General features: G+C 58.3%; 12 protein-coding genes. 9 read left to right on the top strand and 3 right to left on the bottom strand.

All coding sequences use genetic code 11. From position 1 onward, the window contains the following. Window positions 1-111: 111 nt before the first annotated feature. From ACP7E4_RS11640 to ACP7E4_RS11620, 5 genes are all read left to right on the top strand, one after another. Window positions 112-1,191: a serine hydrolase domain-containing protein gene (locus ACP7E4_RS11640; protein ID WP_426113951.1), complete on the top strand. Its 1,080-nt coding sequence runs from the start codon at window positions 112-114 to the stop codon at window positions 1,189-1,191. Then, window positions 1,188-1,526 (top strand): amidase, encoded by a 339-nt coding sequence (locus ACP7E4_RS11635; RefSeq protein ID WP_426113836.1) that lies wholly within the window; start codon window positions 1,188-1,190, stop codon window positions 1,524-1,526. Before ACP7E4_RS11640 ends, ACP7E4_RS11635 begins: the two co-directional genes overlap by 4 nt. Before the next feature lie 82 nt (window positions 1,527-1,608). After that, on the top strand, window positions 1,609-2,190 hold the full coding sequence (locus tag ACP7E4_RS11630; RefSeq protein WP_426113838.1) for a YceI family protein: 582 nt from the start codon (window positions 1,609-1,611) through the stop codon (window positions 2,188-2,190). Continuing rightward, window positions 2,190-3,347 (top strand): phospholipase D-like domain-containing protein, encoded by a 1,158-nt coding sequence (locus ACP7E4_RS11625; protein ID WP_426113840.1) that lies wholly within the window; start codon window positions 2,190-2,192, stop codon window positions 3,345-3,347. The genes ACP7E4_RS11630 and ACP7E4_RS11625 overlap by 1 nt, the downstream gene beginning before the upstream one ends. Before the next feature lie 96 nt (window positions 3,348-3,443). Further along, window positions 3,444-4,028: a DJ-1/PfpI family protein gene (locus ACP7E4_RS11620; RefSeq protein WP_426113842.1), complete on the top strand. Its 585-nt coding sequence runs from the start codon at window positions 3,444-3,446 to the stop codon at window positions 4,026-4,028. Window positions 4,029-4,653: 625 nt separating this feature from the next. Here the strand turns inward: ACP7E4_RS11620 and ACP7E4_RS11615 are convergent. Continuing rightward, window positions 4,654-5,949 carry a Tc toxin subunit A gene (locus tag ACP7E4_RS11615; protein WP_426113844.1) on the bottom strand — a complete coding sequence of 432 codons (1,296 nt, stop codon included), beginning with the start codon at window positions 5,947-5,949 and terminating at the stop codon, window positions 4,654-4,656. A gap of 394 nt (window positions 5,950-6,343) precedes the next feature. After that, window positions 6,344-7,867, bottom strand: coding sequence for a fumarate hydratase (locus tag ACP7E4_RS11610; RefSeq protein WP_426113846.1), 1,524 nt, complete (start codon window positions 7,865-7,867; stop codon window positions 6,344-6,346). Window positions 7,868-8,299: 432 nt separating this feature from the next. Between ACP7E4_RS11610 and ACP7E4_RS11605 the strand changes: the two genes are divergently transcribed. Both ACP7E4_RS11605 and ACP7E4_RS11600 read left to right on the top strand, forming a co-directional pair. Further along, the gene (locus ACP7E4_RS11605) at window positions 8,300-9,361 is read left to right on the top strand and encodes a diguanylate cyclase domain-containing protein (protein ID WP_426113848.1); all 1,062 of its coding nucleotides are present in this window, start codon (window positions 8,300-8,302) and stop codon (window positions 9,359-9,361) included. Then, window positions 9,354-10,292: an iron-sulfur-binding ferredoxin reductase gene (locus ACP7E4_RS11600; RefSeq protein WP_426113850.1), complete on the top strand. Its 939-nt coding sequence runs from the start codon at window positions 9,354-9,356 to the stop codon at window positions 10,290-10,292. The genes ACP7E4_RS11605 and ACP7E4_RS11600 overlap by 8 nt, the downstream gene beginning before the upstream one ends. A gap of 178 nt (window positions 10,293-10,470) precedes the next feature. Here the strand turns inward: ACP7E4_RS11600 and pyk are convergent, their stop codons facing one another. Continuing rightward, window positions 10,471-11,922 carry a pyruvate kinase gene (gene pyk, locus ACP7E4_RS11595; RefSeq protein WP_426113852.1) on the bottom strand — a complete coding sequence of 484 codons (1,452 nt, stop codon included), beginning with the start codon at window positions 11,920-11,922 and terminating at the stop codon, window positions 10,471-10,473. A 176-nt stretch (window positions 11,923-12,098) separates the two neighbouring features. Between pyk and ACP7E4_RS11590 the strand changes: the two genes are divergently transcribed. Further along, window positions 12,099-12,473, top strand: a complete 375-nt coding sequence (locus tag ACP7E4_RS11590; RefSeq protein WP_426113854.1) for a tetratricopeptide repeat protein — start codon at window positions 12,099-12,101, stop codon at window positions 12,471-12,473. A 257-nt stretch (window positions 12,474-12,730) separates the two neighbouring features. Continuing rightward, window positions 12,731-13,090, top strand: a complete 360-nt coding sequence (locus tag ACP7E4_RS11585) for a PilZ domain-containing protein (protein WP_426113856.1) — start codon at window positions 12,731-12,733, stop codon at window positions 13,088-13,090. Window positions 13,091-13,113 lie beyond the last annotated feature (23 nt).

The following is a 13,113-nucleotide window of genomic DNA, read 5'->3' as shown; positions in this document are numbered from 1 at the left end:
CACAAAAGCCGTCCTGCCAGGCGTCTCCCGCGTTCTGTCATGAACCGCTGCTAGAGTTCCCGAACTCTGCAAAAGGTCCGTCCCATGCATCGTCGGCTTCTCTGTTTATTGATGCTGCTGTTCACCGGTATTCATGCTGTTTCAGCCAGCGTCGAAAACTGGCCGGCGGAGCATTGGTCGATCAATCCCGCTGCCAGAACTGCGGCGCTGGCAACGCTGGAAAACTATGCGTTCCCGGCACGCGACGAGACCGAGCGCAAAGGTGTGCGTACTGACGCCTTGCTGGTTATCCGTAACGGCCAGGTGATCTATGAACGTTATGCAGGTGAGACCACAGCTGCCACGCCGCACCTGACCTGGTCGATCAGCAAAAGCGTGATGGCGAGTGTGCTGGGCGTGGCGTTTGGGGAAGGGCGCTTTCAGCTGGATGATCCGGTGGCGAAGTTTTATCCGCCCATGTTGGCACACCCCGATATCAAACTGCGCGACTTGCTGCACTGGGCTTCCGGGCTGGACTGGCAGGAAGACTACGAATATGCGCCGCTCAATTCGTCGGTAGTCGCCATGCTCTATACCCGAGGGCGCAGCGATATGGCGCGCTTCGCCGCCGGGCACCGACGCGGGCAAGCGCCGGGCACTTCGTTTCTGTATTCCAGCGGCGACAGCAACCTGCTGTCAGCCGCCCTGAAAACCATCGTCGGCGCGCAGGCTTACGCTGATTCCCCCTGGACCGCGCTGTTCGAGCCGCTGGGCATTCTCAGTGCTGTGTGGGAAACCGATGGCGTTGGCACCTTCGTGGGGTCGTCCTACGCCTACATGACCGCCCGCGACCTGGCGCGCGTCGGCTTGCTGATGCAGCGAGAGGGTCGCTGGAATGATCGACAATTGCTGCCCGAGGCCTGGGTGAAGTTCGTGCTGACGCCATTCGCTGGACTGAACGTGAATCCCGGCGCTGAAATCCCCGGCGGGCAATGGTGGCTCAATCGCACGCTGGAGGGTGCGAGCGGGCCATGGCCGGACGCGCCGCCCGATACGTTCGCAGCCTTGGGGCATTGGGGGCAGGCGTTGTATGTGATTCCCAGCGCTGGGTTGGTGATCGTGCGTTACGCCGATGATCGCGATGGCAGTTACGACCACGATCAACTGCTCAAGCTCGCCCTGGCCGCCTTCGGCAAAAAGGACAGCCAATGACCACGCGCAGACACTTCATCCGCCGCCGCCCCTTTAGCAGCCTGCTGTTGTTGATACTGTTCGCCGTGGCCGCACTGGCCTGGCAAAACCGCGTTGCCCTGAACGCATTCCCCGGCATCATCAGTGCCTACACCGCCAAAGAGTATTGCTCCTGTCGCTACGTCGTGCTTAATTCCGCCAACTATTGCCGCGTCTACGTCAAACAGTACGTACCCAGTACCTTGACCGACGATGCCGCCAACAAACGAGTGACCGCCAGCGGCCTCGGCCGGAGCAGCAGCGCCGCCTGGCAGGGCGAGCGGCAGGGCTGTCGGCTGTTGCCGCAGACACCTTGATGAACCGTGCTGCGAACATAGCGGTTTGCCAGCTGTCAGACAGGCGGTAAGGTTGCTCCCTCATTGCGCATCTGGAGTTTGCATGCACACCACCACCCGCCTGCTGCTGGCCTTTTTGGCCGTGCTCGCGCTTCCCGCTCAGGCGAACTGGTATCTGGACAACGAGTCGTCACGACTGTCGTTCACGTCCACAAAAAATGCCGACACCGCTGAAGTGCATCGCTTCCTCACGCTGCACGGCAAAGTCGATCCCAAAGGTGTGGCCGAGCTGGAAGTCGAGCTGGAATCGGTGAGCACCGGCATTGCCTTGCGCGACGAGCGTATCCGCGATGCCCTGTTTGAAGTCGACAAATTCCCCGACGCGCGCATCAATGCCCAGCTGAATTTGCAGCCGATCAACGATCTGGCGCCGGGCGCGCAGCTGGAATTGCGCTTGCCGCTGACCGTGCAGCTGCATGGCAAAACGCACAGTTACAACGCCGAGCTGCTCGCCACGCGCCTTGATCAGCGCCGTTTTCAAGTTGTGACCCTTGAGCCGCTGGTCATGCACGCCCAGGACTTCGATCTGGTGCCCGGCCTCAAGACCTTGCGCAGCGTGGCTGGATTGTCAGCCATCAGCCTTTCGGTTCCCGTTGGCGCTGTTCTGATTTTCACGGCTCGCTGATGACCGGGGCGATCTTTCCTTGGCGCAAGGACAACCAATTCAAACTGTTGATCGACGGTCCGGCGTTCTTTCCGCGCATGATCGCTGCCATCGACGGCGCGCAGCAGCAAGTGGAGCTGGAGCTCTACCTCGTGGAGGCTGGCGCCTGTGCCGAAGCCGTGGTCCGCGCATTGGTCGATGCGGCCAAGCGTGGCGTCATCGTGCGCTGCCTGTTCGATGACTTCGGCGCGCAGGCTTTCACCCTGGGCCTGCGCAAACGGCTTACCGACGCCGGGGTCATCCTGCGGTTTTATAACCGCATCCACTGGCGGCGCGGCGTGCGCAACTTCTATCGCGACCATCGCAAGCTGTTGTTGGTCGACAAGGAGCTGGCGGTGGTCGGCGGGACCGGCGTGACCGATGAATTCTGGGACCCGACCAAGGACGCCAGCGAATGGCATGAAGTGATGGTGGAGATTGCCGGGCCGCTGGTCATCGATTGGCAAGCGCTGTTCGACCGCCAGTTTCACGCCAACCCACGCCGCACGGCCTGGCGTCCAGAGCAAAACTTCGGCCTGCCGCGTCTGCCCAAGGTGCCGGTATCGGGAGAAGGGCTGGGCCGTGTGGCCTATGCCGACGCCCGTCAGCATCGGGACATTCTGCAATCATTGGTCCGCGCCTTGAACAGCGGCCACCAACGCATCTGGCTGGCGACCCCGTATTTCCTGCCGACCTGGAAAGTCCGGCGTTCGCTGCGCAAGGCGGCCGAGCGCGGCATCGATGTGCGCCTGTTGCTCACCGGTCCACGCACTGATCACCCGTCGGTGCGCTACGCCGGTCATCGCTATTACCCGCGTCTGCTGCGTGCCGGGGTGAAGATTTTCGAGTACCAGCCGTGCTTCCTGCACCTGAAAATGGTCCTGGTCGACGATTGGGTCAGCATCGGCTCCTGCAACTTTGATCACTGGAACCTGCGTTTCAACCTTGAAGCCAATCTTGAGGCGCTGGATTCCGGGTTGACCGACGATGTGGTCGCCAGCTTTGAAAAAGACTTTGCGGTGAGCAGCGAAATCACCCTGGATGCCTGGAAAAGCCGCCCCTTGTGGAGTCGCGTCAAGCAACGCATCTGGGGCTGGGTTGATCGGTTGGTGGTCAATGCGCTGGACCGGAGGGACTGACGCAAACGCTCATCGACTTCTACTCTTGTAGTACCAGGCTGTTACCACGCCTTTCTACATTGGCCGATACTGGCTTCACTACCCAAGAGGAGAACAATGATGGCTGCCAAGAAAATCCTGATGCTGATCGGCGACTACGTCGAAGACTACGAAGTGATGGTGCCATTCCAGGCCCTGCAAATGGTCGGGCATGTGGTGCACGGCGTCTGTCCCGGCAAGAAGTCGGGTCAGACCGTTCGCACGGCGATTCATGACTTCGAAGGCGATCAGACTTACAGCGAGAAACCGGGGCATAACTTTGCGCTGAATTTTGACTTCGACAAGGTCAAGGTTGAAGACTACGACGCATTGCTGGTCCCCGGCGGCCGCGCTCCCGAATACCTGCGCTTGAACGACACCATTCTTGACTGGGTGCGAGCATTCGACAAGGCCGGCAAGCCCATCGCCGCGGTGTGTCACGGCGCGCAATTGCTGGCGGCGGCGGGCATTCTTGAAGGTCGCGAATGCAGCGCCTACCCGGCCTGTGCGCCTGAAGTGCGACTGAGTGGCGGTACGTTCATCGACATAGACGTGACCGCCGCGCACACCCAAGGCAATCTGGTAACCGCGCCGGCATGGCCTGCGCATCCTGCATGGCTGGCGGGTTTTCTGGTATTGCTGGGGACTGAAATAAAGCTTTGATCGAATCCGTTGGAGCGAGGCTTGCCCGCGAAGGCAATAGTTCAGACTCAAAGGATGAGCTGGATCTATTTGCGTCTTCGCGAGCAAGCTCGCTCCCACAGGTGAAATGCGGTCATCCCGTGGGACCGGATTTATCCGGGAAGGCTTCGGTGCACACACCACATCTGCGGCGTCTGTGGGTTGCCCTCAAACATAGAATCTCCCACATGCAAGGCGACTACCATGTGCGAACTGTACGTAAAAGCTGATCTCATGCGCTACAAACGTAGGGTGCGTAAATCACCGTGCATTGCGCATGTCAGTTTCGCCAGGGTGCTTGCCTGACCAGAATTTATACCTACCCACAACATGGCTTATAACCTACGCTCCACAACGGCGTGAGGAGATGAAAAGTATCTCGGGGTTCGTAACTCTGGTCTAAAAATTTTATTGATGAGCAAATTGAACCGTTCGGGTGTAGTCGCTGCGAGTACTTGATCCCTATCGGTGTCCGGCAAGGTTCTAGCTATCCCGATCAGGGATAGTCCGAGTGCCGTTTTCGCTTTCGAAGCATGGAACATCAGCGCCTCAGGGTTTTCAAAGTAATCCCGTGCCGACAATATGTCATTCGCCTCGTCACTTAAATTTAGAATCTGAGGATCAGGGATAGTTGGATGCAGTTGTTCAAATAAGGTGATATGTCCATGCGGTCGAAGCGGTCCACGCTGGTATTGAGTAACCGGGTGTCACCGTTAGGTTCTTTGCTGATCCCCAGTGGGGCTTGTGCAGTCGGGCCATTGACGTAGCAGGCGCCATATTTGGCGGACAAGGTTCCCCGGCTTTCCTTAACCCCAATTACGTTCTGGCCTGCCTCCAGAATATTGGGCGATGGATACGGGGCATACTTATGCACAGCCAGCAAAGCCTCGACTGCATCACTGTGCAGGCCGGTTTTCTCGATGAATATCTTCAGTGAATCCAGAGAGTTGGGCACTCCAGGGATGTAGTCGATACCGTAGCTGGATTTGAAGAAGCGGGCGATGGTGTTCGGGTCGTCATTCAGGGCAGGCGCGGATACGATCGCCTGCTGTTCGGGCCCAAACCCACTCATCATCATCTGCGCTACGGTGCTGTTTTGTTGTACCGCACCATACGCGTTGGTCCCGGCAGCAGTTGCAGGTAACTCAAGGCTCACCCGGTAACTCAGTTCACCCAGTCTCGGTTTTTTGCCACTGAGGCCTAAGGTGATTTGTTGGTAGTGGAAGTTATAAGGGAACTGAAAGGGATGTTGTTTCTCCGCCATCAATTGATAGAGAGTCTTGTCTTTATCTTCGTCGACGGTGTCGACATAGGTCTCGATGGCTTTGCTCAATATCTGGTTGACGATCTGCAGTGTGGGCACCGGGTTGAAGGTGCTTTGCTGATCGATCAGAAGATCTTTCAAATCGGGGCGACGGTCTTCAAGGAGGATGCGATTGGTTTCTGCGGTGCTGCCTTCCAGTTCTTCCTTGGCAAATCTGTACAGGGAAGTGAGGTAAGCCGCTGGCGAATCCTTGGCTTCAATCGCCCCGACTTTGCAAAACAGATCCCAGTTCTCCTTGAACAAGTTAGGAAAGCTTGGGCCGATATCGACCAGTGAGCGCACGCCCGTGCGGCGGGTCAGATTTTGCGTGCGCCCGGACGAAACAAGCTGGTTGCGATACAGCCGTACAATTTGGGTGGCATAACAACAGGCATTCTCATAGGCCAGTTCACCGTTGGCATCACTCAACTTGTACAGGTCACGCACGAAAGTGGTTTTGGACCGACGTACGATATCGAATACGGAGTGGATATCCAGTTGATCCATGGCGTCGACGAAGGCCATCTTGCCGTTGGTGTGTTTGACTGTTGTTTCGATCTTCGCCAGATTTTGTAGTAAGGAAAAAGGTTGGTCGGCCATGTCAGTGCTCCCTGCACGAGTGACGACAGCCTTTTCCAGAGATGCGGTGGTGTCTACCTGTCAGAAGTGACAGTCGCGTTCCTGATTGATTATTTTTGCATTTGAATTCAAATGATTAACGGCACTTTCGGGGCTTGAGACTTTTTAGCTATCGGTGTTATTGCCTATTTGTTGGAAGGTAATGGGACTGTGCTGGCTATCGTCAGGAGCGGTTTTCAACCCATTGCTCAAGGCCGCGCACCCGGCATGGCTGGCGGGATTTCTGGTATTGCTGGGGACTGAAACAAAGCTTTGATAAACGTGCAGGTTCGCGGGCAAGCCTCGCTACACCGGGATTTGCGTTGATATAAAAAACCCGCATCGCTGCGGGCTTTTTCATGGGTGGCTGACGTGCTTACTGCACTTCAACCGCCAGACTTTCACTGATCTTCTTCTGCCAGATCTGCGGGCCGGTGATGTGCACGGATTCACCGTTGCTGTCCACGGCGACCGTGACCGGCATGTCCTTGACCTCGAACTCGTAGATCGCTTCCATGCCCAGTTCGGCGAAGGCCACAACGCGAGACTTCTTGATGGCCTGCGCCACCAGATAAGCCGCGCCGCCAACTGCCATCAGGTACACAGCCTTGTAGTCCTTGATCGCTTCGATCGCGGTCGGGCCGCGCTCGGATTTGCCGATCATGCCCAGCAAGCCGGTCTGATCGAGGATCTGCCGGGTGAATTTGTCCATCCGCGTTGCGGTGGTCGGGCCAGCCGGGCCAACCACTTCTTCGCGTACCGGATCAACCGGGCCGACGTAATAGATGAAGCGGCCTTTGAGGTCGACCGGCAGGGTTTCGCCCTTGTTGAGCATCTCGACCATGCGTTTGTGCGCAGCGTCGCGACCGGTGAGCATCTTGCCGTTGAGCAACACGGTTTCGCCCGGCTTCCAGCTCTGCACGTCTTCCGGCGTCAGCGTGTCGAGGTCGACGCGGCGTGCCGACGGGCCGGCTTCCCAGACGATTTCAGGGTAGGCACTCAGTGGCGGAGCTTCCTGAGCGACCGGGCCGCTGCCGTCCAGCACGAAGTGCGTGTGGCGGGTGGCGGCGCAGTTGGGGATCATGCACACCGGCAGCGAAGCGGCGTGGGTCGGGTAATCCATGATCTTCACGTCGAGTACGGTGGTCAGACCGCCAAGACCTTGAGCACCGATACCCAGCTGGTTGACCTTCTCGAACAGCTCCAGGCGCATCTCTTCGATACGGTTGGACGGGCCGCGCAGTTTCAGCTCATGAATGTCGATGGATTCCATCAACACTTCCTTGGCCATCACCGCAGCTTTCTCGGCGGTGCCGCCAATGCCGATACCGAGCATGCCCGGCGGGCACCAGCCAGCGCCCATGGTAGGTACGGTTTTCAGTACCCAGTCGACGATCGAGTCGGACGGGTTGAGCATCGCCATCTTCGATTTGTTTTCCGAACCACCGCCCTTGGCCGCGACGTCCACTTCCACGGTGTTACCCGGGACGATGGAGTAGTGGATAACGGCAGGAGTGTTGTCTTTGGTGTTCCTGCGAGCACCGGCCGGGTCGGCCAGGATCGAAGCGCGCAGGATGTTTTCCGGCAGGTTGTAAGCCTGGCGCACGCCCTGGTTGATCATGTCGTCCAGGCTCATGGTGGCGCCATCCCAGCGCACGTCCATACCCACGCGAACGAACACGGTGACGATACCGGTGTCCTGGCAGATTGGCCGATGACCGGTCGCGCACATGCGCGAGTTGATCAGGATCTGAGCCATGGAGTCGCGGGCAGCTGGCGACTCTTCCCGCAGATACGCTTCGTGCATGGCCTGAATGAAATCTACCGGGTGGTAGTAGGAAATGAATTGCAGGGCATCGGCGACACTTTGAATCAGGTCGTCTTGCTTGATCACGGTCATGGGGCGCGCTCCTCTGTTGGGACGGGAACATTCAAATGTGTGCCGAATACTACAAAACGCGGCTGTTGTATCAGCGTTGTTACGACGACTCGGCTGGCGCAAAAAGGCGCGGCAGTATAACCCGCTGGTTGCTAAGGTCCATCCATCGGTTAACAACACTCTGTTGTCACGTCGGGGGTTGTCGCTGGGCCAGAGTGCAACGGGGATGCGGGTAAAATACTCGATAAACAGGGGGTTTAGGGCGATTCCGACTGATTTGTGCTGGTTGCAATTGAACATATTTGAACGTATTTATCTTTACAGCTGGTCAACTTTTGGATCCAAGGCTAAGGTTTGGGCCTGGTGCCACTATGGGAAGGAATCCTTTTGAGCACAATGAGCGGGAGAGTCATCTCTCCAACCACGCAGTCCCTCTTTTTGAAACGTTTTGGGATGGCCGCAGCGACCTATTTGATCGTCATGTCGCTTACCTGGCTGGCGATCTATGCCGGAGAACTTCATCAGCCGCTTCACGTCGCGATCATCGGCAGTGCTTTGGTGGTGTTGAGTCAGTTTGCGCTGCTGGGGGTTTTCCTCAGTCGGTTCAATCAGCGTTTCAAAGACGCAAGTCTGACCGAGTTTCAGGTACTGCTGGCCTTGGGTTGGCTGACCTGGCTGATTTCCTATCTGGACACTGCTCGGGGCGCGTTTTTGATTCTCTACGCCCCCATTCTGCTGTTCGGGTTGTTTCAGCTGACGCCGATCGTGTTTGCGCGCTGCTCGGTGCTGGTCCTGGCCAGCTTCTGCGCGATCAACGCCTGGGAGTTTTCCCAGGGGCAGATGGCCCACCCGGCCACCGCGCTGCTGCAATTGAGTGCCTTGTTCGTCATGCTGCTCTGGCTTAGCCTCTTTGCCAGCTATGTGCACACCCAGCGCATGCGCATGCGCCAGCGTCGGTACGCTTTGCAGGCGCATCAGGACACCTTGCGCGGCATGATGCTGCAACTCGAAGAACTGGCCGCGACTGATGAACTGACCAACCTGTACAATCGTCGTCACTTCTTGCGCATGGCCTCTCGGGAGCTCGCTCTGCTTGATGGCTATGCATTACACGGGCTGGCGCTGATCGATCTTGACCATTTCAAACGCATTAATGACAGCTACGGTCATGCCGCAGGTGACCAGGTGCTGCAAGCCTTCGCCGCCCATGCCGAAGATTGCCTGCGCGACACTGACGTATTGGCGCGCTATGGCGGAGAAGAATTCGTGCTGCTGATCCCGCACTGCACCGAGCAACAATTGATCGACTGCTGTGAGCGCGTGCGCGAGGCATTCGCCCGGGTTCAGCTCAATGATTTGCCCGATGCGGCCCTGAGCCTGTCTATCGGCATGACCCTGCTGCGCTGGGGCGACAACCTTGACGACGGCCTGCATCGCGCGGATCAGGCGTTGTATCTGGCCAAGCGCAGTGGCCGTAACCGCTGTGTGGCTGCCTGGGAATCCGTTGATGCCTGACTTGCGCGTCGGCGACCAGCAGTGGCCGGTCGTAGCGGGCAGCAATTTGCTCGATGCCCTCAATCAGGCCGGAATGCGCATTCCCTATAGCTGTCGGGCGGGCAGTTGCCATGCTTGTCTGGTGCGTTGCACCCAAGGCGAACCGCTGGACGCGCTGCCCGAAGCACTGGATGCAGGCAAGCGTCAGCAAGGGTGGCGTCTGGCTTGTCAGTGTCGGGTCGTGGAAAACCTGACGGTCCAGGCTTTCGATCCACTGCGCGACGGGTCTCCTGCTCGCGTGACGGGCTGTGATTGGCTCAGTCCGACAGTCTTGCGTTTGCGTCTGGAACCCGAGCGGCCGTTGCGCTATCGCGCGGGTCAGCATCTGGTGCTGTGGACGGCCAGCGGTGTAGCCCGGCCTTACTCGTTGGCGAGTGTGCCGGGCGAAGACCCCTTTCTGGAATTTCACCTCGATTGCCACCAGTCAGGCGCGTTCGTTGATGTCGCCCGGCAATTGAAGGCCGGTGACAGCGTTGGGCTCGGCGAGCTGCGCGGCGGGGCGTTGCAATACGATCCGGATTGGCAGGAGCGGCCGCTTTTGCTGCTGGCAGCAGGTACCGGGCTCGGGCCGTTGTGGGGTGTGTTGCGCGAAGCCGTGCGGCAAGAGCACCAAGGGTCGATCCGGCTGGTGCATCTGGCCCGCGACAGCAGCGAACATTACCTGGCTGCGCCGCTTGCCGAGCTGGCGGCGCAGCATTGCGGACTGCAAATCCAGCTGGCGACCGCCGATGACTTACCGACCATGCTCGCTGACTTACGCCTGCTGTCCAGACGAACCATGGCCTTGGTATGCGGCAGCCCGACCAGCGTCGAAGGGTTTTCCAAACGCTTGTACCTGGCGGGCTTGCCGCGCAATCAGGTGTTGGCGGATGTGTTTTTGGGGCGGGAGTGATTGAGTGGGTTTGTGTGGGAGCGAGCTTGCTCGCGAAGCAATGTCAGGCGCTGAATGTGTGCCGGATCTACTAACCCTTCGCGAGTAAGCTCGCTCCCACAGGGGCGTCTAGCGCTAATCAGCTACAAAAAAGCCCCGACTCTCGCGAGCCAGGGCTTTGGGTGTTGCACGTGCAGTCTTAGACCAACGGGTCGCCAACGTGCAGCAGTTTCATGCCGTTGGTGCCGCCAATGGTGTGATAGCTGTCACCTTTGGTCAGGATCACCCAATCGCCTTGCTCGACCAGACCGCGTTTGAGCAGCTCGTCGACCGCAGCCTGGCTGACCTGGCCCGGTGGCAGGGCTGCCGGGTCGAAAGGCACGGTGTAGACGCCACGGAACATGGCGGCGCGGGCCTGGGTTTCGCGGTGCGGGGAGAACGCGTAGATCGGCACCGAGGAACGGATGCGCGACATGATCAGCGGCGTGTAGCCACTTTCGGTCAGCGCGATGATCGCTTTCACGTCCGGGAAGTGATTGGCCGTGTACATGGCCGCCAGCGCGATGCTTTCGTCACAACGGGTGAATTTATGACCGATGCGGTGGCTGGACGTCTTGCCGGTCGGGTGCTTTTCAGCGCCGACGCAGATGCGCGCCATGGCCTGTACGGCTTCGATCGGGTACGAGCCCGCGGCGCTTTCAGCGGACAGCATCACGGCGTCGGTGTAGTCGAGCACGGCGTTGGCCACGTCGGACACTTCGGCGCGCGTCGGCATCGGGCTGGAGATCATCGATTCCATCATCTGCGTGGCAACGATGACCGCCTTGTTATGGCGACGTGCGTGCAAAATGATTTTCTTCTGGATGCCGACCAGTTCAGCGTCGCCGATTTCCACACCCAGGTCGCCACGGGCAACCATGACTGCATCGCTGGCGCGGATCAGGGCATCAAGCACTTCGTCGTTGGCCACGGCTTCAGCGCGTTCGATCTTCGCGACCAACCAGGCAGTACCGCCGGATTCGTCACGCAGCTGGCGGGCGTATTCCATGTCAGCGGCATCGCGCGGGAAGGAAACGGCCAGGTAATCCAGCTCCATTTCTGCCGCGAGCTTGATGTCCAGCTTGTCTTTTTCAGTCAGGGCCGGTGCCGTCAGGCCACCGCCGCGACGGTTGATGCCTTTGTGATCCGAGAGCGGACCGCCGATCAGCACGGTGCAATGCAGCGCATTGGCAGTCTGGGTATCGACGCGCATGACCACGCGCCCGTCGTCGAGCAACAGCTCGTCGCCAACGCCGCAATCCTTGACCAGATCGGGGTAATCGATACCGACGATTTCCTGGGTGCCGTCCGTCAGCGGGTGAGCGGTGGAGAAGGTGAACTTGTCACCGACCTTCAGCTCGATTCGCTTGCTGGTGAACTTGGCGATACGAATTTTCGGACCTTGCAGATCCCCCAGCAGTGCGACGAAGCGCCCGTGCCTGGCGGCGATTTCGCGAATCAGCTTGGCGCGAGCCTTGTGCTCATCCGGGGTGCCGTGGGAAAAGTTCAGGCGAGCAACGTCCAGACCCGAAAGGATCAGTTGTTCGATGATTTCCGGCGAGTTACTGGCAGGGCCAAGGGTGGCGACGATTTTGGTACGGCGTACGGTCATGCACAAACTCCTTAAATGAAGCGCAGCGAGAGGCTACTACTGTCTTGCTCTGTAGTCATTGTTCCTTTGCACTACCTCGATACCGGTTGGCAGGGCAATCAGTAGACAATCGGTTGTCTCAAGGCTTGAAGAAATTCGTGATCAGGTCGATACATTGCAGAGCACAGGAGAGTCCCATGCGAATCGTGATGATTTTAGTATTACTGGCTGCAATCAGCGGCTGCACCCGTTGGTCAATGAATTCCAATTTGAACAGCGCCTACCGCGCCTATGATCGCGGAGATTGTGAAAGTGTCATGCTCGACCTGTCCAAGGTTGATCGGCAGAGTCGGGCCCGACGCTATGTTCAGCCGGAGGTTTCGATGCTGCGCGGACAGTGCCTTGAACGGCAAAAGCTGTTTGTCGATGCGGCCCAGACCTACCGCTTCATCATCAGCCAGTACCCAAACAACGAATACGCTTTCCGTGCCCAGGCGCGTCTGGATACGCTGCAACAGCTAGGGCACTACCCGGCTCGGGTGCAGGTCAAAACGTACCCTGTTTCACGATAGGTACACCCGATTGGATGGACGGTATCGTTTTTGGGTGGCCGATCGGAATGTTTGCGCTAGTCTCTTTACAGCGGGGGCTCAAGCAGAGTGATAAATGTTCGAGTAACGTGACTTCTACGGCTGCTTGTCAGTCAGAGCCACGTCCCTGCGGATCACAACCTTGAAGCATTTGCCCGCAGTCAGGCGCAGGTCAGGGCTGCAACTTTCATAAAGGCATTAGCGTGGCCATGCTAAATGGTCTATGACGGCGACTGATCATGTTAAAAGAACGACGAATCGAGCGGCATCAACTGCCTTATTACCTGCAAGTGCTCAATCGGTACACGAAAAAGCCGATCGGTTGTCTGGGTAATGTTTCCGAGCAAGGGCTGATGCTGATCAGTGATCTGCCGGTGCTGGTAGGCGCTGATTTCCATCTGCGTTTGGCGGTACCCGGTGAGCGAGGCCTTCAAAAGACCCTGGACGTTGTGGCGACTTGTCTTTGGTGTCATGAAGATGAAACCCCTGGGAGCTACGACTCGGGATTCAAGGTGCAGGACGCGCCGGATGAATACATAGAGTTGATTGGTGCGCTGCGCCAGTACTTCAGTTTTTATCCGCTGGAAGCTTCAGCCTGAAACCCCATCAAACGGGCTGGCGT

The organism is Pseudomonas sp. DSP3-2-3 (assembly GCF_049898225.1).
In the GTDB taxonomy this organism is placed as follows: Bacteria; Pseudomonadota; Gammaproteobacteria; order Pseudomonadales; family Pseudomonadaceae; genus Aquipseudomonas.
The sequence above is the reverse complement of the archived record's forward strand: the minus strand, read 5'-3'. Positions and strand labels throughout refer to the sequence as shown.

Coding starts and splice junctions, on each gene's coding strand:
- ACP7E4_RS11635 (WP_426113836.1), top strand. CDS start 1,188: ATGACCACGCGCAGACACTTCATCCGCCGCCGCCCCTTTAGCAGCCTG.
- pyk (WP_426113852.1), bottom strand. CDS start 11,922: ATGACCGTACGCCGTACCAAAATCGTCGCCACCCTTGGCCCTGCCAGT.
- ACP7E4_RS11600 (WP_426113850.1), top strand. CDS start 9,354: ATGCCTGACTTGCGCGTCGGCGACCAGCAGTGGCCGGTCGTAGCGGGC.
- ACP7E4_RS11615 (WP_426113844.1), bottom strand. CDS start 5,949: ATGGCCGACCAACCTTTTTCCTTACTACAAAATCTGGCGAAGATCGAA.
- ACP7E4_RS11640 (WP_426113951.1), top strand. CDS start 112: ATGCTGCTGTTCACCGGTATTCATGCTGTTTCAGCCAGCGTCGAAAAC.
- ACP7E4_RS11610 (WP_426113846.1), bottom strand. CDS start 7,867: ATGACCGTGATCAAGCAAGACGACCTGATTCAAAGTGTCGCCGATGCC.
- ACP7E4_RS11605 (WP_426113848.1), top strand. CDS start 8,300: ATGGCCGCAGCGACCTATTTGATCGTCATGTCGCTTACCTGGCTGGCG.
- ACP7E4_RS11625 (WP_426113840.1), top strand. CDS start 2,190: ATGACCGGGGCGATCTTTCCTTGGCGCAAGGACAACCAATTCAAACTG.
- ACP7E4_RS11590 (WP_426113854.1), top strand. CDS start 12,099: ATGCGAATCGTGATGATTTTAGTATTACTGGCTGCAATCAGCGGCTGC.
- ACP7E4_RS11585 (WP_426113856.1), top strand. CDS start 12,731: ATGTTAAAAGAACGACGAATCGAGCGGCATCAACTGCCTTATTACCTG.
- ACP7E4_RS11630 (WP_426113838.1), top strand. CDS start 1,609: ATGCACACCACCACCCGCCTGCTGCTGGCCTTTTTGGCCGTGCTCGCG.
- ACP7E4_RS11620 (WP_426113842.1), top strand. CDS start 3,444: ATGATGGCTGCCAAGAAAATCCTGATGCTGATCGGCGACTACGTCGAA.